This is a genomic window from Nocardiopsis sp. MT53 (genome assembly GCF_019598965.1).
GTDB lineage: Bacteria > Actinomycetota > Actinomycetes > Streptosporangiales > Streptosporangiaceae > Nocardiopsis > Nocardiopsis changdeensis.
The window spans coordinates 4,988,593-5,004,430 of the sequence record NZ_CP080599.1; the positions used below are offsets into that span (position 1 = coordinate 4,988,593).

Genomic DNA, 15,838 nt, shown 5'->3' on the forward strand with positions numbered 1-15,838 from the left:
CGGATGTCGCCGAGTACGCGAAGTTCCACGACACGATCCCTACTGTGAGAAACACCTCCGGTTCCATGGTTGCATAACCTCGGTCGCCGAAAAAGCGCTGCTCTCGCGTTCTTGGTCCGTGTCAATTATGGAATGAGCGTTTGCACGTGCATTGTCCCGAGTGTGGGCTGGTGTGGTTGTTGAAGCTGTTGTTGCGGGGGCTGTGGTCTTCTTATGCGGGGCGGTTCGGGTTGCTGTTATTTCTTTTCTGGGTGCAATCGTGTGGTCCGTTCTTCGTGGGTTTCGATATCGAGGGCGTTCTTTTTGGAATTCTGGTTCATTGTGATCGTGGCCTTCGATAGGAGCCGTGGGCACTGCTCCAGCGGGTGGCGCCCGGGGTGCCCACCCGGATCCGGGGCGCTCACCCGACCCCGGGCGGCGGCCGGCAGGTCCCGGAAGTGGGGACGGCCTGCGCCTGCATGGCGGCGGTGCATGCCGCCCTGGGTGGTAGGCGGAGTGTGGAGGGTGGCCCCGGCGGCCGCTGGGTCGCCGGGGGCCTGTGTTCGTGTCCGCTTCGCCGACGCGGGCCCTCGCCCTAGTCGCCGGACTCCCGGGTGGGGGGAGGGGCCTGGCCCTCCCAGCCCCGGAAGAGCCACGCCGTCCGGTCGCCGTCCGGGTCGGGCTCGTACACGGCCCGCGGGGACGCCCGCCCGGGGACGCTCAGCAGCGCCCCCAGTTCCTCCACGGGTACCTCGTAGATCTCCTCATGGTCGAAAACACCCTCCACCACCACCCCGTCCCAGCAGGACGGACCGCCCACGAGGCGCACGGTCACAGAGCCCGACTCGTCTCCCAGTTCCATGGGTTCGATGATGTGGCCGCTTCCCCGCGATCCTCCTCAGGACACGCCCGGGCCGCGCCGGTCAAGGGTCCCGAGTCGGCGTGACGGGCCCCCGCGCGCCGAATCGGGTCGGCGGACCCGGCTTGACACCACTCCGTCCGTAGTACTATGTTCAAACCACTTCAAGCGAAGTACTACAAACCGAGTGGAAATGAGGCGCTCCATGCCTGCCACCCCCCTCCGCCTGGACCTGACCGGGCTGCTGAACGCCGAGGCCCGCCCGCCCGTGGTGGCCCTCTCCGTCCCGGCGCAGCCCCGCCCCCGCCGCAAGAACCGTGACCAGCAGCCCAGGCCCCTCCCGGTGCGGAACGCCAGGCCCCTGCGCAAGCCGGGCGGTGTCCGTTGAACACGACCATGAGTGCGAACGACCACAACACCCCTCTCCCCGCCCCCGCCGCTCCGGCCGGGGAGCTGCGGGCCTCCCACCAGGACCGGGACACGGTGGTGGAACGCCTGCGCAACGCCGCGGTCGAGGGGCGCATCGACCACGACGAGCTGGACGAGCGCCTGGAACGGGCGCTGACGTCCAAGACCCACGCCGAGCTGGCCGCCCTGACCGCCGACCTGCCCGTGCCGCAGGACCCCGAGGAGCAGCTGCCGCCGCTGGTGCTCAAGGGCGGGATGAGCGGCGCCGTACGCGGCCCCGGCCGGTGGGAGGCGCCCGCCTACGTGATCGCCCACGGCGGTGTGGGCGGTGTGAAGATCGACTTCAGCCGGGTCCGGAGCCGGCTGCGGGAGATCCTGGTGGAGGCCTACGGGGAGACCTCCGGGGTCACGGTCGTCATCCCCGACGGGTGGACCGCCGACACCACGGGCATGGACCCCGGCGTCGGCGGCCTCAGGGACAGGACGACCCCGGACCGCCTGCCGGGAACGCCGCTGATCCGGCTCGCCGGGTCCGGCGGCATGGGGGGAGTGATCGTTCGCCACCCCAACGACAAGGAGCGGCGCAAGCTGGACGAGAACCCGGCCTAGACGGGTGATCGGGGCCGAGGAGGATCCCGGAGGCGGTTCCCGTCGGCGGTCCGGCCGGCCGCACCACGAAGTCCCGTACTCCGTAACTCCCGGAGTACGGGACTTCTCGTGTTCGCGGGGCCGGCCGCGGCCGTGGTCCCTACCGACCACCGGCACTCCGGGGAGGGCCGCCGTCCGTGTCGTCGGTACCGCCGGCCGCTCACTCGGCGCCGCCCGGCGGGAACCGGAGGGCGGCGCCGAGAAGCCGCGGGCGCGGCCGGGCGGGGGTCAGCAGCGGTAGGTGGTGCCGTTGGCGGCCCGTCCCCAGTTGCAGGTGCTGATCGAGCCGGAACTGCTGTTGTTGTCGGCGCTGCCGGGCCGCTTCAGGCGCAGGTCGGGGTTGTTGGGGCCGTCGTTGCGCAGTACGTGGCGTCCGTAGCCGCGGTAGATCTGGTGGGCGCCGCTCGCGTACCGGTTGGTGCCGCTGCCGGTGCGCACGTAGGCCACCGCCCCGGCCGGCAGGTTGTAGGACGGCAGGGGGCGGCCGTAGGTGTTGGTGGTGATGTCGGGGACGTAGCCGCCCACGTTCACGGTGCGGGTGGTGACGTTCTTGATGACGAAGTACTCGCCGTTCAGGCTGGTGTTGCTGTTGGTGTCCGAGCCGGCGGCGTTGGGGCGCACGTGGGTGATCATCAGCGCGCCGGTGGTGGAGGCGGCCTGTGCCGGGGCCGACATCAGGGTGGCGGCGGTGAGGGCGGCCGCGGCGATGGCGGCGGCGCGCGCGAGGGGGCCTGGCATGTGGACGCTCCTGAGATGGAAAAGCGTGGATGAAGGAGGCGTCATCGTCCCAACCCGGGGCGGGTGCGCGTCGTGATTTAGCTGGATATGGCCGCTTTTGGTCAGGCTGTGCACCTACCCGGCGGTACCGCGTCCACGAACGGGGGTGCCTGCTGCCTTCGCCTTTCCTGCCGTGGCCGACCGGACACGGGAGCGGCGGGTCCTGCGGGACGGGACCGGCCTCGCGCCAGGGATGCGGGTCGGTGGCGGGGGCGCCGGAGGCGGCCGGGGAACCCGGTGAGCCCGCCACGGCCTTCCCTCGGTCCAGGCCCCGGGCGGGTGTCGCAGGGCGTAGGGTCCGGGTGCTTTTGTCACAGCGGTCTTCTAGGTTGCCCCGTATGACGGACGACCTTCTCGACATCCGCCTGTGGGTCCACTATGGGCAGGCGGACCTGGTCGACGGTGAAGCGGGCTTCGGCGTGGTGCCCCTGGGCGGGCCCTCGGGCATGTTGTGTCCGGGGCCCCGCCTGTCCGGTCACGTGACCCTGCTGACCGGTCTGCACACGGGGTACGTGGACCTATCGGTGAACGTCACCGGAACCGACCCCGGCCCGGCCCTGGACGAGTACGAGGACGCCGTGGAGGTCAGCCTCTACATGCCGCAGGGTGCTCCGGTCCTGGTCGAGTGGGCCGGCGAAGGGGCGCACACCCTGCCGGAGCCGTCCACCGGGCCGGGGTGGTACCGGTTGCGCTACCACGCCCGCGACGCGGACGCGGGGGCCGACGACACGGGCGAAAACGACGAGGACGGGGAGGAGTGCAACCCGGTGGACGCCTACCTCCTCCAGATCTGGCCCGCGCCCGAGGCGGCCCCCCGCGTTGTCGCCGCGTACAGCCGCACGATGCGGTACTGGCTCGCAGCGGGTTCCTGAGGCATCGCGGCTCCTGCGTCGGCCGGGGTCCTGTCGCGGGAGCCGCGCATTGCGCGGAACGAGGCGGGCATACGGAGCTCGGCCGCCGTCGACCGGAAGCGGACGGGCGCCCGCGGATCCTGTCTGGGATGTACGGCTCGCCGTCTGAAGCCCCTGCGATCGCCCGACCGCTGATCAGTGCGTGCCCTCACGCCGCGCGGACGGGTTCACCGGGGTGCCACAATGCCGTGCATGACCGATCGACCAGGTGCCCCCGGGCTCGCCCATCCCCCGAGCCTGCCGCTTCCGGAAGAGCTGTGGCGGCACGGTGCCTTCTGCGTCCTCATCCGCGCGGCCCTGGGCGGGGCGACCGACGAATGGTTCCGCGCCCACTGGCTGTCCGGGCGGGAGCGCGTCGGCTGCGAGGACGGGGGCGGCAACTGGTGGGAGCTCGAAGCGCTCCCCGAGGGGCGCGCGGTCCTCTACGGCGAGGACCACGAGATGAGCGGCGCCCGCCGGCCGAAGCCCCGCTGGACCTGCTCGCCGGCGCACCGGAGTTGCTGCGGGCGGACCGGCTGCGCTCCATGGACGACATGCTCGGCCACGTCCACTGGTTCGACGGCGCCTCCTGGGAGCGCGTCGCCTACCCTCCCGAGTTCCGGGACGGCGGCCTGGGGAGCACCGCCGGCCGGTACTTCACCGAGTGGCGGGCCCTGGAGGAGGCGATGCGGCCGCTGGGCGACGGGCTGCTCGTGGAGGCGGACGCGGGGGAGGGGCCCGGCGGGTGGTCGAGGCCCTGTTCGAGGCGGCGGCCCGGCGGCGCTGCACCCGCGAGGTCCTCGACGGCCTCCTGGGCGACCTGAACCGCTCGCTGGAGTACGACGACGACCCCCCGGAGTCCCTCGACGTGGAGGCGGCCTTCGACATCGCCCTCCGGGCCGGCTTCACCCCGCCGGGCAGCTGAGGGCCGCCCGGCGCCCGGAGCGGTGGCCGGGCGAGGGGTGCGACCTTTCGCCCGGATCAGACCCGGGCGCTCCCGGGAGCGTCCTCCGCCCGGTTCCAGGCGTGCCAGGCGAGGTAGGCGAACGGGAGCACCACGAGCAGGTCGGCCGCGTAGGCGACCCACTCCAGGCGCAGGACCCTGCCCGCCGGAAAGGCGACGGCCGCGATACAGATGAACGCGGCCACCCAGCGGGGCGCAATCCGGGTCCAGCCGGCCATCAGGCCGAAAATGAAAAGCGAGAGCGGGAAGACCGGGCCGGGGAGCCACAGCAGGGGGATGCTCTGGGGAGGATAGTCCGAGAAGCTCGCCAGGGATACGTCGCCGACCGTTCCCAGTGATTCCTCGAAGAATCCCTGAAGGCCGAAGGAGACGGTTCCGAGTATTCCCACGAGGAGCATGAAAAGCCAGATCCCGGAGATCCGGGGAAGGTGTTCGCGGAGCCGTCCGTACTCTCCGATGAGGCCGTACACCCAGGGTGGCATGGACAGGGCGATCAGCATGCCGCCGGTGGCGCCGTAGTGGCCATTGTTCCAGAAGAACGGAGAAAGGGAGAATATGGCCGGGCCGAGCAGGAGCGCCGCCGCCTGCAGCCTTTGTGTGAACATGGCGACATGATACGGATTCCGGATGCTTTTTCAAGCATGCCCCGGGTGCTCGCGGTATTCGCCCGGGAGGGGCTGTTCGGATATTTCCGGAAAAGTTCATCGCCTATTCTGTGGCGGTGGCCGGGAGCCGTTGTCGGCTTTCTCCGATACTGCTGCTCCGCCGCCCGCCTGCCACCCGGGACCTCCCTCCGCCTGTGCGCGGATGGACGGCCGACGGCCCCGGCGGGCGGGTGCCCGGCCCGGGGCCGTCGGTCTGATGAGCGCCGTGCGGGCGCGTGCGGGTCAGTCCGGGCGCCCGCGCCCGCGGGACCTCCGGCGCGACCCGCCCGCACCGCGCCGGCGGTGGAGGTGGGCGGCGTGCTCCAGGTAGCGCTGGAACAGCGACTCGGCCACCGGGTTGTGGCCGCGCACCCGCATCAGCCAGTGGGGCATGGTCCGTTCGTGCAGCCACAGGAAGCCGATGGTGAAGCCGAAGCTCAGCATCGCCTGCAGCGCGAGGAACGACGGCAGCGGCTCGCGCAGCGCGGTGCCCCCGGTCACCCACGCCACCATGTGGGCGTCGAACAGCCGGGCGGCGGGGAACCCGAGCAGCCAGTACAGGGCCAGCGGGGCCACCGCGCCGATCGGGAAGACCCCGCGTGCCAGCAGCACGCTGTAGGCGGCGCCGAGGACGGCCAGCGGCAGGCCCAGGGCCAGTCCGACGGTCCCGGTCAGGGCCGGGGACAGCCCCGCCACCATCCCGAGGCCCGTGGCGAACAGGCCGGCGACGGCGCCGATGGCCGCTCCCGGGAGCGCGACCTCCAGGTGGGCGGCCGCGCTCCCTCCCAGCCGGAGGGCGGACGAGGCGGGCATCAGTCGACCACCACCCCGAAGGCGAACAGCGAGTAGAAGAGCGCTCCCAGGTAGAACACGGCCGCGAACGCGATGATCGCGTTGGAGACGATCCCGGGGCGGATGGGCTTGGGCAGCGTGATGTTGTTGACCAGCAGCAGCACCACGCAGTACGCGCCCATCGCGAAGGCCGACAGGAACGCCAGCACGTCCAGGATGGCCGCGGGCCCGTCGGCCGGCCCGAACAGCAGGATGACGATGCCGAAGGCGATCAGCCCCCACAGGAACATGCCGTACAGCTTCGAGAGCCCGAACCGCTTGGCGCCCGGCACGAAGTTGTAGGTCATGTCGGCCTGGCCGCGCGAGAAGGAGTCGAACAGGCCCAGCGTCGCGTTGAGGCCGATCAGGGCGATGAACAGGAAGAACACCGTTCCGAGGATCGGGCTGCCGGCGGCGGAGAAGGCGCCCGCCATCGCGTCCAGCGACGCGTCCCGGTCGCCGGCCCGGATCAGCTCCGTCACCTGCGGGTCGAACCGGGCCGCGGACTGGGCCAGGACGGTGAAGGAGACCGTCACCAGCATGGTGATGCCCCAGAACAGCACCAGGGCGTCGAAGGTGACCCAGCGGCGCCACCCCTTCCACTTCTCCATCTCCGCGGGGTCGGAGGTGTCGAACATGTAGCCGTGGGAGGGCATGGCCTCCTGCTCGCCGGCGTGCCGCAGCCCCCGGATCTTGGGGATGTGCACGCCCATGCCCGCGCCCTTGTCGCGCAGGTGCAGGGTGTACCACATCTGCTGCATGCCGGAGGGCCCGGCGAAGGCGATCGCGCCGACGATGATGGGGAACCAGGCCGCCGTCATCGCCTCGTCCGGGAGGTACCCGAACGAGAACATCCCGGTGAGGGTGGAGCTGAGGTCCGACAGGTTGCCGACCATCGACGCGACCACCGAGGTGCCGACCACCAGCAGGCCGATGCAGATGGAGAGCACGTTCTCCAGCAGGTCGTAGATGACCTTGGCGAGGGTGAAGACCACGCCGACGAGGATCATGCCGGCCACCGCGGTGGCCTGCCAGGGGATGCCGGTCACCCGTTCGAAGGCGGACGCCCCGGCCGACAGGTGGCCGGGCCAGATGTAGACCAACATCGCCGTCACGAAGAAGAACCACATCAGCGGTTTGAACACGCGCGCGGCGCCGTAGAAGATGCTCTCCCCGGTGGCCATCGCGTACCGGGACATCTCCAGCATGACCACGGCCTGGAGGGAGAGGCCGATCAGGAACAGCCAGCGGATCTCCGGGCCGAAGATCAGCACCAGGCGCGGCCACATGTAGGACTCGCCCATGCCCACGCCCAGGGCGACGAGGAACACGGTCGGTCCGAGGATGTGGATGGAGGGGGGAGCCTTGGGCAGGCTCCGGATGGGCATCGGCTCCAGCCGGCCCGCCTTCCAGTACCGCTCCTCCTGCGGGGGCGCGGCGTCGTCGGCCGGCGGTTCGGCGGGGGTTCCGGTCGTGGCGGAGTCGGCGGTCACCGGTTCGGCGGGGGGACCGGACTCGGAGGGGTGGGCCCGGCGCTGCGCCGGGATGTGGGCTCCCCGGGTCTCGGGCGAGGCCGGGGGTTCCGAGGGACGGGGGGTGGGGGGTGAGGAATCCAAGGCGATACTCCGTGTGTGCGCGAATGCGAGTCGGTGGTTCGCATGTCGCCCCCGGGTGGTGCTGCACCTCCCTGTCGTGTCGGGTACGCGGTCGGATCACCGTGGCCGGACGTGGCTGTCGTGGCGGTGACCGGGCCCGGCGGCCTTGCGGCGGCGGCTCCAGGGCCGCCGGGCGGGTATGGCGCGTGTTGCGGTTCGGTGGCTGTCGCGTGTCGTGGCGGCCCGGCCGGAGCGGTCGGCTCCGACCGGGCACCCGGTCAGAGTAGTCCGGCGGCGCGGGCCCAGCGATACTTCGCGCCCAGCACCTTCACCGGCATCTCGGTCGTGTAGGGGTAGGCGACGATCCCGTGCTCGAACAGCTTCCGGCTCGCCGCCTCGACCTCGGTGTCACCCGAGAGGGAGGCCACCACCGGCTTGTCGATCCCGGCCGCGCGGGCCTTGCCCACCACGTCGATCACGACGTCGGCGAAGACCAGCGGCGGCGTGACGATGGTGTGCCAGTAGCCGAGGACCAGCGAGTGCACGCGGGGGTCCTCCAGCCCCAGGCGGATCGTCTTCTCGTAGGTGGAGGGCGGCTCGCCGCCGGTGATGTCCACCGGGTTCCCGGCCGCCCCGAACGGCGGGATGAAGGCGCGGAAGGCCTCGTCCAGGTCCGGCGGGATCTCGTACAGCGACATCCCGTTGTCCACCACCGCGTCCGACAGCAGCACGCCCGAGCCGCCCGCGCCGGTGATGATCACGATGTTCTCGCCGCGGGGGGCGGGCATGACCGGCAGGGCGCGGCCGTACTCCAGGAGTTCGGTCAGCCCGGGGGCGCGGACCACGCCCGCCTGGCGGAGGATGTCGTCGTAGACCTTGTCGTCCCCGGCGAGCGCGCCGGTGTGCGACCCGGCGGCGCGGGCCCCCGCGGAGGTCCGGCCGGCCTTGAGCACGACCACGGGCTTCTTCGGGACCACCTCGCGGGCGGCTGCGACGAACGCCCGGCCGTCCTTGAGGTCCTCCAGGTGCATGGCGACCGCGTTGGTGTGCTCGTCCTGGCCGAAGAAGGTGAGCAGGTCGTCCTCGTCGATGTCGGCCTTGTTGCCGACGCCCACGATCGCCGACACGCCCGTGCGCGTGCTGCGGCTGTACCCCAGGATCGCCATGCCGATCCCGCCGGACTGCGAGGTCAGGGCGGTCCCGCCGGCCACGTCGTACGGCGTGCAGAAGGTCGCGGACAGCTTCTGCGGCGTGTAGTAGTACCCGTAGATGTTGGGCCCGAGGATGCGGACCCCGTGCCGCCGGGCCACGGCGAGCACCTCGTCCTGGAGCTCCTGCTCGCCGGTCTCGGCGAAACCGGACGGGATGAGGATGGCGCCCGCCACCCCCTTGCGCCCGGCCTCCTCCAGGGCCCCGGCCACGAACCTGGCCGGGATGGCGAAGACCGCCACGTCCACCTCGCCGGGCACGTCGGCGATGGACTTGTAGGAGGGGAGGCCGTTGACCTCGGCCGACTTCGGGTTGACCGGGTGGATGGCGCCCTCGTAGCCGCCGTCCACGATATTGCGGATGACGGAGTTGCCGATCTTGCCCGCCTCGTTGGAGGCGCCGATGACGGCGATGGAGCGCGGCTTGAAGATGCGCTCCATGGACGCCAGGATCTCCTCCCGCCCGAACTTGCGGGGCCCCTCGGCGGGCGCGAAGTCCAGGACGAACCGCAGGTCGGCGGCGATGGCCCCGGAGGCCGAGGCGAACACGGGGTTGAGGTCGGCCTCCGCGATCTCGGGGAAGTCCGTGACCAGCTCGGACAGGCGCACCAGCAGGTCGGCCAGGGCGCCCCGGTCCACCGCCTCGGCGCCCCGGACCCCGTCCAGGACCTCGGCGGCCCTGATGTCGGCGACCTGGGCCAGCGCCTCCTCGCGGCTGACCGGGGCCAGGCGGAAGGAGACGTCCTTGAGGACCTCCACCAGCACGCCGCCCAGCCCGAACACCACGACCTTGCCGAACGTGGGGTCGGTGGTGGCGCCGACCAGGACCTCCAGGCCGCCCTGGACCATCTGCTGGACCTGCACGCCGTCGATGCGCGCGTCGGGGTCGTGGGCGCGGGCGTTGGCGGTGATGCGCTCGAAGGCCGCGGCGACCTCCTCCGCGCTGTTCAGCCCGATCTCCACCCCGCCCGCGTCGGTCTTGTGCAGGATGTCGGGGGAGACGATCTTGGCGGCCACGGGCAGGCCGAGCCCGGTGGCCAGGGCGGCGGCCTCCTCGGCGGTGCGGGCCAGGGCCTCGCCGGGGACGGGGATGCCGTAGGCCTCCGCGAGGACGCGGCTCTCGGGGGCGGTGAGGGCGGACCGGCCCTCGGCGCGGGCCCTGTCGAGGACCTCGCGGACCGGGGCGGGATCCCGGTCGGAACGCTCGGGGGTGTAGACGGCCATGCGCTCAGATCACTCCGTTCGATGAGAGCTCTGCCAGTTCCTCGTCGGTCAGGCCCAGCTCGTCGCGGTAGATGTCGGCGTTGTGCTCGCCGAGCAGGGGGGACCGGTCGACCTCCACCGGGGAGTCGGAGAGGCGGATGGGCGAGGACACGGTGTGGTAGGTGCCGCGCTCGGGGTGGGCGACCTCGGTGATCACGCCGTTCTCGCGCAGGGTGGGGTCCTCGATGATCTCCCGGGTGGACATGATCGGCCCGCAGGGGATGTTGTGCGCGTTGAGCGCGGCGAGCACGTCCCACTTGGGCAGCTCCCGGGACCACTCCTCGATCAGGGCGAAGGCCTTGTCGAGCTTGTCGAGCCGGGCCTCGGGGGTGGCCCACTCGGGGTCCTGGGCCAGCTCGGGCCGGCCGATCAGCCGGGTGATGGGCTCCCAGCCCGCGGGCTGGATGATCACGTACACGTAGTCGTTGGGGCCGCCGGGCGCGGTGCGCACGGCCCAGCCGGGCTGTCCGCCGCCGGACGCGTTGCCCGAGCGCGGGACCTCGTCGGCGAAGTCGTCGTTGGGGTACTCCGAGAGCGGACCGTGGGCGAGCCGCTGCTGGTCGCGCAGCTTGACCCGGCACAGGTTGAGCACCGCGTCCTGCATGGCGACCTGGACGCGCTGGCCCCGGCCCGTGTGCACCCGCTGGTACAGGGCGGCGAGGATACCGGCTACTGTATGCATCCCGGTGCCCGAGTCACCGATCTGCGCCCCTGTGGCCAGCGGCGGCCCGTCCTCGAACCCGGTGGTGCTCATGGAGCCGCCCATGGCCTGGGCGATCACCTCGTAGGCCTTGAAGTCGGCGTACGCGCCCGGGCCGAAGCCCTTGATCGAGGCGTAGACGAGCCTCGGGTTGGTCTCGGCGAGCACCTCCCAGGTGAACCCCATCCGGTCCAGGGCGCCGGGCGCGAAGTTCTCCACCAGGACGTCGCTGCGGCGCACCAGGTCCAGGAAGATCCGCTTGCCCTCGGCGCTCTTGGTGTTCAGGGTGATGCTCCGCTTGTTGGAGTTGAGCATCGTGAAGTACAGGCTGTCCACGCCGGGCTTGTCCCGGAGCTGGCGCCGGGTGATGTCGCCCGAGGGCGCCTCCAGCTTGACGACGTCGGCGCCCATCCACGCGAGGATCTGGGTCGCGGACGGCCCCGACTGGACATGGGTCATGTCCAGGACGCGGACCCCGTCGAGTGCCTTGCCCATGACTCTCCTTCCGGGCTACTTGTACATCGTCTGGTTCATGGTCCCCGGGGCGTACACCTCGGGGTCGATCCAGACGTTGATCAGGGAGGGCTTGCCGGACTCGCGGGCGCGCAGCAGGGCCGGGCCGATCTCGGCCGGGTCGGTGACCTCCTCGCCGTACCCGCCGAGCATCTTCGCGAACTCGGAGTAGCGCACGTCGCCCAGCGTGTTGCCGAGCTCGCCCCGGTCGGCGCCGTACTTGGCGATCTGCCCGTAGCGGATCTGGTTCATCGAGGAGTTGTTGCCGACGATCCCCACGAAGGGCAGGTCGAAGCGGACCAGGGTCTCGAAGTCCCAGCCGGTGAGGCTGAAGGCGCCGTCGCCGAACAGCGCCACCACCTCCTTGTCCGGCCGTGCGTACTTGGCCGCCATCACGAACGGGATGCCGACGCCGAGCGTGCCGAGCGGGCCCGGGTCCATCCAGTGGCCGGGGGACTTGGGCTGGACCACCTGTCCGGAGAAGGTGACGATGTCGCCGCCGTCGCCGACGTAGACGGAGTCCTCGGTGAGGAACTTGTTGATCTCGTTGACCAGGCGGTAGGGGTGGATCGGGGTGGAGTCCGAGGTCAGCAGGTGCGCGCGCTTGTCGAGCGCGGCCTGCTCCTGGGTGCGCAGCTCCTCCAGCCAGCCCTTGCGGGCCTGGGCCCCGGTGTCGCCGTACCCGGAGACCGCCTGGAGCACCGAGGAGAGGACGACGTCGGCGTCGCCCACGATGCCGAGGTCGATGTCGCGGTTCTTGCCGACGGTGGCGTAGCTGAGGTCGATCTGCACGACGGTGGCGTCGGGGGACAGACGCTTGCCGTAGCCCATCCGGAAGTCGAACGGGGTGCCGACGATGATGATGAGGTCGGAGTTGGTGAAGGCGTAGCGCCGGGAGAGCTGGAAGTGGTGCGGGTCCCCGGGCGGGAGGGTGCCGCGCCCGGCGCCGTTCATGTAGGCGGGGATGTTGAGCGCGCGGACCAGCTCGACGGCGGAGTCGGTGGCCCGGGTGGTCCACACCTGGTTGCCGAGCAGGATGCTGGGCCGTTCCGAGCGCACGATCAGCTCGGCGAGGCGCTCGATGGCGGCGGGGTCGCCGGCCTGGCGCGTGGACGCCCGGTAGTGTCCGGCGGCCGGGATGCGGGCCCGCTCCACCGGGACCCTGGCGTCCAGGACGTCGCGGGGGATCTCCAGGAAGGCCGGCCCGGGGGCGCCGTTGTTGGCCTCGCGGAAGGCCATGGAGACCATGTCGGCGACCCGCTCGGTGTGCGGGACGGTGGCCGCGAACTTGGAGATCGGGTTGATCATGTCCACGTGCGGCAGGTCCTGGAGGGACCCCATCTTGTGCTGGCTGAGGGCTCCCTGCCCGCCGATGACCAGCATGGGGCTCTCGGCCCGATAGGCGTTGGCGATGCCGGTGACCGCGTCCGTGGTGCCCGGGCCCGCCGTCACGACTGCGCAGCCGGGCCTGCCGGTGATCCGGGCGTAGCCGTCGGCGGCGTGCGCGGCGACCTGCTCGTGCCGGACGTCGATCACGTCGATGCCCTCGTCGGCGCAGCCGTCGTAGATGTCGATGATGTGGCCGCCGCAGAGCGTGAAGATCACGTCGACGCCCTCGGCCTTGAGCGCCTTGGCCACCAGGTGGCCACCGGAGATCGTGGTGTTTTCGCTGTTGGTTTCGGTGGATACCTTGCCGTCGGCCATCGGTGCGACGACCCCTTTCGTGCGGGAGAGGACTGGTGTGCTTCGCCGTTGGATGCGGGGGAGTCTGAAGTTCGGATACTGTATACCGTGTGCATCACATTGGAGCACTCCGGCGGCCCGCTGTCCAGACCCCGTGGGGAAGCGTCCGGATCGGCAGCGGCCTGCGCAGCCGGGCCGCCAGGACCGCGGCCGAGGCCGGGAGCAGGGCGGAGACCGCGAGGTAGGCGGCGTGGGAGCCCGCCGGGACCAGGGACAGGAGCGCGATCGCCCCGCCCACCCCGAGCAGGCCGCCGACCGCCTTGGAGCCGTGGACGAGACCGGGGAGGTCCGCCGGGTGTCCCGGGCCGCCGTGGCGCCCGGCGCCGAAGTGCCCCTCGGTGATCGCCCTGGTGAGCGGGTAGCAGGACCCGGTTCCCACGCCCACCACGAGCCCCAGGCAGACCAGCAGCGGGAGCGGGCCGTCCTGGATCGCCGCGGCCAGCCCGGCCTGGCCGAGCGCGGTCGCGGCCAGGAGCACCGCGAGGGTCCGGCGCCGTCCGGCGCGCTCGGCGACGACGCTCGCGGCCAGCCGGCCGAGCCCGCTGGCCAGGGCGAACGCCGTGATCACCGTTGCGACCTCCGTGGGGTCGCGGCCCAGGCCCAGCGCGAGCGCGGGCAGCGCCACGAGGGTGAACAGCCCCACGGCCCCGGACAGCGCCACGATCGTGTGCAGGGCGGGCAGCGAGCGCCCGCTCGCCCAGGCCTGGCCCGCGCTGAAGTCGCGTGCGGCCGGGGGATCGGCGCTCCGCCGCAGCGCGGCCGCGCGCGGGTCGCGCTCCGGGGGCCACCAGTGCGCCGGGGCGCCGCGCTGCCCGATCCCGCCCGCGGCGCCGAGGGCGAGCACGCCCAGGGCCAGGGCGGTGGAGGCCGCGGCCAGGGACTCGGGGGACAGACCCAGGACCAGCGCGGGCAGCAGCGGGACCGGGCCCAGGGCGAAGGCCCCGCCCACGGCGCCCAGGCGTACGGTGTGCCGGTCCGGGAACCAGCCCTCCACCAGGTCCGCGCAGGAGTGGTAGACCAGCCCCGCGCCCGCGCCGCCGAGCAGGCCGTAGCCCGCGGCGGCGGCCAGGGGGTCCGAGGCGTGGCCGACCGTGTACAGGGCCGCGGCGCACAGCGCCGTGCCCAGGAGGATCGCCGCACCCGGGCCGGCCGGGCCGCGTGCCCCGAGCAGCCGCGGGACGGGCGCGAAGGAGCCCTGGACCAGCGCCCAGACGAGGAACGGGACCAGGGCCTGGGCGGGGGACCAGCCGTGCGCCGCGATCAGCACGGGCACCGCGGCCCCGTAGCCGAACTGGAGCACGCCCACGGCCGCCGCGGCGAGCAGGATGCGCAGGAGCAGGGCGGGCCGGGACAGGCCGGTCAGCTCCCGGGCGGAGGGGCCCACCGTGTACCGCCTGCCCAGCCAGTCGCGGACGTCCGAGGCGTCCGCGGCGGGTGCGGCGACGGGGGCCGGTGTCGGCGGGGGGCGACGGGCCGGTGGCTCCGGCAGGTGGCGGGGGAACATGGCGGCACCTCCTTGTATGCAGTATGCAAAATGAGGTGTGGCTTGTGAAGAGGAGACTTCGGGCGGATGCCTATTGAATACTGCATACAGTATGAGGTATCCCTGTGAGAGGGGGCGAGAAGCGTACAGAGGAGGAGTGTTGGATCTCTACGAGTACGAGGCCAAACAGATCTTCGGCGAGTACGGTGTCGCGCTGGTCCGCGGCGAGATCGCCGACACCCCGGAGCAGGCCGCCGCGGCGGCCGGCCGCCTGGGTCGGAAGGTCGTGGTCAAGGCCCAGGTCAAGACCGGTGGCCGCGGTAAGGCCGGCGGCGTCAAGGTCGCCGAGGGCCCCGAGGACGCCCAGGCCAAGGCCGAGCAGATCCTCGGCATGGACATCAAGGGCCACACGGTCCGCCGCGTCCTGGTCGAAGAGGCCTCCGACATCGCGGAGGAGTACTACTTCTCCTTCCTGCTGGACCGGGCCGAGCGCAGGTTCCTCTCGATCTGCTCCGCCCGGGGCGGCATGGAGATCGAGGAGGTCGCCGAGACCGACCCCGGTGCGGTGGTGCGCACCCCGGTGGACCCCACGGGGGTGACGACCTCGGACGCCCTGGACATCTGCCGGGCCGCCGGGATACCCGACCGCGCCCGCGGCGCCGTCGCCGCGGTGATCGCGCGCCTGTGGGACGTCGCCTCCGGCGAGGACGCCACGCTCGTCGAGGTCAACCCGCTCGTGCTGACCGGGGACGGCCGTGTCATCGCCCTGGACGGCAAGGTCACTCTGGACGACAACGCCCTGTTCCGGCACCCGGAGCGCAGCGGCTTCGCGGACCCGCACGGCACCGACGAACGCGAGGCCCGTGCGGCCGAGCGGGGACTCAACTACGTCAAGTTGGACGGTGAGGTCGGCATCATCGGCAACGGTGCGGGCCTGGTCATGTCCACCCTGGACGTGGTCGCCTACGCCGGCGAGGCGTTCGGCGGGGTCAAGCCCGCGAACTTCCTCGACATCGGCGGCGGCGCGTCGGCCGAGGTGATGGCCAACGGCCTGGAGATCATCCTGGGCGACCCCTCGGTCAAGAGCGTGTTCGTGAACGTCTTCGGCGGCATCACCGCGTGCGACGCGGTCGCGAACGGCATCGTGCAGGCCCTGGAGCTGCTGGAGGGCCGGGGCGAGGACGTGTCCAAGCCGCTGGTCGTGCGGCTGGACGGCAACAACGCCGAGCTGGGCCAAGCAGATCCTCACCGACCGCGCCCACCCGGCCGTGCGCCAGGTCGACACCATGGACGGCGCCGCCGCGCAGGCCGCCGAACTCGCGGCGAAGTAGCA

At 71.8% G+C, this 15,838-nt stretch carries 13 protein-coding genes and 1 pseudogene; 5 read left to right on the plus strand and 9 right to left on the minus strand.

The window, feature by feature from the left end:
- Positions 1-574: 574 nt before the first annotated feature.
- Positions 575-841, minus strand: a complete 267-nt coding sequence (locus K1J57_RS22030) for a hypothetical protein (protein WP_220560499.1) — start codon at positions 839-841, stop codon at positions 575-577.
- Between the two features lie 202 nt (positions 842-1,043).
- On the opposite strand from K1J57_RS22030, the gene K1J57_RS22035 reads away from it, so the two are divergent.
- Together K1J57_RS22035 and K1J57_RS22040 are read left to right on the plus strand one after the other, a co-directional pair.
- The gene (locus K1J57_RS22035; RefSeq protein WP_220560500.1) at positions 1,044-1,226 is read left to right on the plus strand and encodes a hypothetical protein; all 183 of its coding nucleotides are present in this window, start codon (positions 1,044-1,046) and stop codon (positions 1,224-1,226) included.
- Between the two features lie 8 nt (positions 1,227-1,234).
- Positions 1,235-1,855 (plus strand): DUF1707 domain-containing protein, encoded by a 621-nt coding sequence (locus tag K1J57_RS22040; RefSeq protein ID WP_220560501.1) that lies wholly within the window; start codon positions 1,235-1,237, stop codon positions 1,853-1,855.
- 267 nt (positions 1,856-2,122) lie between these two features.
- On the opposite strand, the gene K1J57_RS22045 is transcribed toward K1J57_RS22040, so the two are convergent.
- Complete coding sequence (locus K1J57_RS22045; protein WP_220560502.1) at positions 2,123-2,632, minus strand: lamin tail domain-containing protein; 510 nt, start codon at positions 2,630-2,632, stop codon at positions 2,123-2,125.
- Between the two features lie 377 nt (positions 2,633-3,009).
- Here K1J57_RS22045 and K1J57_RS22050 point away from each other — a divergent pair, with 377 nt between their 5' ends.
- Together K1J57_RS22050 and K1J57_RS22055 are read left to right on the plus strand one after the other, a co-directional pair.
- Positions 3,010-3,543, plus strand: coding sequence for a hypothetical protein (locus tag K1J57_RS22050; RefSeq protein WP_220560503.1), 534 nt, complete (start codon positions 3,010-3,012; stop codon positions 3,541-3,543).
- A 763-nt stretch (positions 3,544-4,306) separates the two neighbouring features.
- Positions 4,307-4,486 (plus strand): hypothetical protein, encoded by a 180-nt coding sequence (locus K1J57_RS22055; RefSeq protein WP_220560505.1) that lies wholly within the window; start codon positions 4,307-4,309, stop codon positions 4,484-4,486.
- A 56-nt stretch (positions 4,487-4,542) separates the two neighbouring features.
- On the opposite strand, the gene K1J57_RS22060 is transcribed toward K1J57_RS22055, so the two are convergent.
- From K1J57_RS22060 to K1J57_RS22090, 7 genes are all read right to left on the minus strand, one after another.
- A complete protein-coding gene (locus K1J57_RS22060) occupies positions 4,543-5,130 on the minus strand; it encodes a hypothetical protein (RefSeq protein ID WP_220560506.1) in 588 nt (195 codons plus the stop codon).
- 282 nt (positions 5,131-5,412) lie between these two features.
- Complete coding sequence (locus K1J57_RS22065) at positions 5,413-5,982, minus strand: hypothetical protein (RefSeq protein WP_220560507.1); 570 nt, start codon at positions 5,980-5,982, stop codon at positions 5,413-5,415.
- Positions 5,982-7,616: an Nramp family divalent metal transporter gene (locus K1J57_RS22070; protein ID WP_220560508.1), complete on the minus strand. Its 1,635-nt coding sequence runs from the start codon at positions 7,614-7,616 to the stop codon at positions 5,982-5,984. The genes K1J57_RS22065 and K1J57_RS22070 overlap by 1 nt, the downstream gene beginning before the upstream one ends.
- A gap of 257 nt (positions 7,617-7,873) precedes the next feature.
- Positions 7,874-10,027, minus strand: a complete 2,154-nt coding sequence (locus tag K1J57_RS22075) for an acetate--CoA ligase family protein (protein WP_220560509.1) — start codon at positions 10,025-10,027, stop codon at positions 7,874-7,876.
- A gap of 4 nt (positions 10,028-10,031) precedes the next feature.
- Entirely contained in the window at positions 10,032-11,261 is a 1,230-nt protein-coding gene (frc, locus tag K1J57_RS22080) for a formyl-CoA transferase (protein ID WP_220560510.1), read from the minus strand.
- A gap of 15 nt (positions 11,262-11,276) precedes the next feature.
- Positions 11,277-12,983 (minus strand): thiamine pyrophosphate-binding protein, encoded by a 1,707-nt coding sequence (locus K1J57_RS22085; protein WP_220560511.1) that lies wholly within the window; start codon positions 12,981-12,983, stop codon positions 11,277-11,279.
- Between the two features lie 94 nt (positions 12,984-13,077).
- Positions 13,078-14,526, minus strand: coding sequence for an MFS transporter (locus K1J57_RS22090; RefSeq protein WP_220560512.1), 1,449 nt, complete (start codon positions 14,524-14,526; stop codon positions 13,078-13,080).
- 139 nt (positions 14,527-14,665) lie between these two features.
- Between K1J57_RS22090 and sucC the strand changes: the two are divergent.
- Positions 14,666-15,836 (plus strand): annotated as a pseudogene (gene sucC, locus K1J57_RS22095) (ADP-forming succinate--CoA ligase subunit beta).
- Positions 15,837-15,838 lie beyond the last annotated feature (2 nt).

Excerpts from the sequence above, each read along its gene's own strand:
- K1J57_RS22075 (WP_220560509.1), bottom strand. The coding sequence starts at position 10,027 with ATGGCCGTCTACACCCCCGAGCGTTCCGACCGGGATCCCGCCCCGGTC.
- K1J57_RS22040 (WP_220560501.1), top strand. The coding sequence starts at position 1,235 with ATGAGTGCGAACGACCACAACACCCCTCTCCCCGCCCCCGCCGCTCCG.
- K1J57_RS22090 (WP_220560512.1), bottom strand. The coding sequence starts at position 14,526 with ATGTTCCCCCGCCACCTGCCGGAGCCACCGGCCCGTCGCCCCCCGCCG.
- K1J57_RS22045 (WP_220560502.1), bottom strand. The coding sequence starts at position 2,632 with ATGCCAGGCCCCCTCGCGCGCGCCGCCGCCATCGCCGCGGCCGCCCTC.
- K1J57_RS22035 (WP_220560500.1), top strand. The coding sequence starts at position 1,044 with ATGCCTGCCACCCCCCTCCGCCTGGACCTGACCGGGCTGCTGAACGCC.
- K1J57_RS22085 (WP_220560511.1), bottom strand. The coding sequence starts at position 12,983 with ATGGCCGACGGCAAGGTATCCACCGAAACCAACAGCGAAAACACCACG.
- K1J57_RS22060 (WP_220560506.1), bottom strand. The coding sequence starts at position 5,130 with ATGTTCACACAAAGGCTGCAGGCGGCGGCGCTCCTGCTCGGCCCGGCC.
- K1J57_RS22050 (WP_220560503.1), top strand. The coding sequence starts at position 3,010 with ATGACGGACGACCTTCTCGACATCCGCCTGTGGGTCCACTATGGGCAG.
- K1J57_RS22065 (WP_220560507.1), bottom strand. The coding sequence starts at position 5,982 with ATGCCCGCCTCGTCCGCCCTCCGGCTGGGAGGGAGCGCGGCCGCCCAC.
- K1J57_RS22030 (WP_220560499.1), bottom strand. The coding sequence starts at position 841 with ATGGAACTGGGAGACGAGTCGGGCTCTGTGACCGTGCGCCTCGTGGGC.
- frc (WP_220560510.1), bottom strand. The coding sequence starts at position 11,261 with ATGGGCAAGGCACTCGACGGGGTCCGCGTCCTGGACATGACCCATGTC.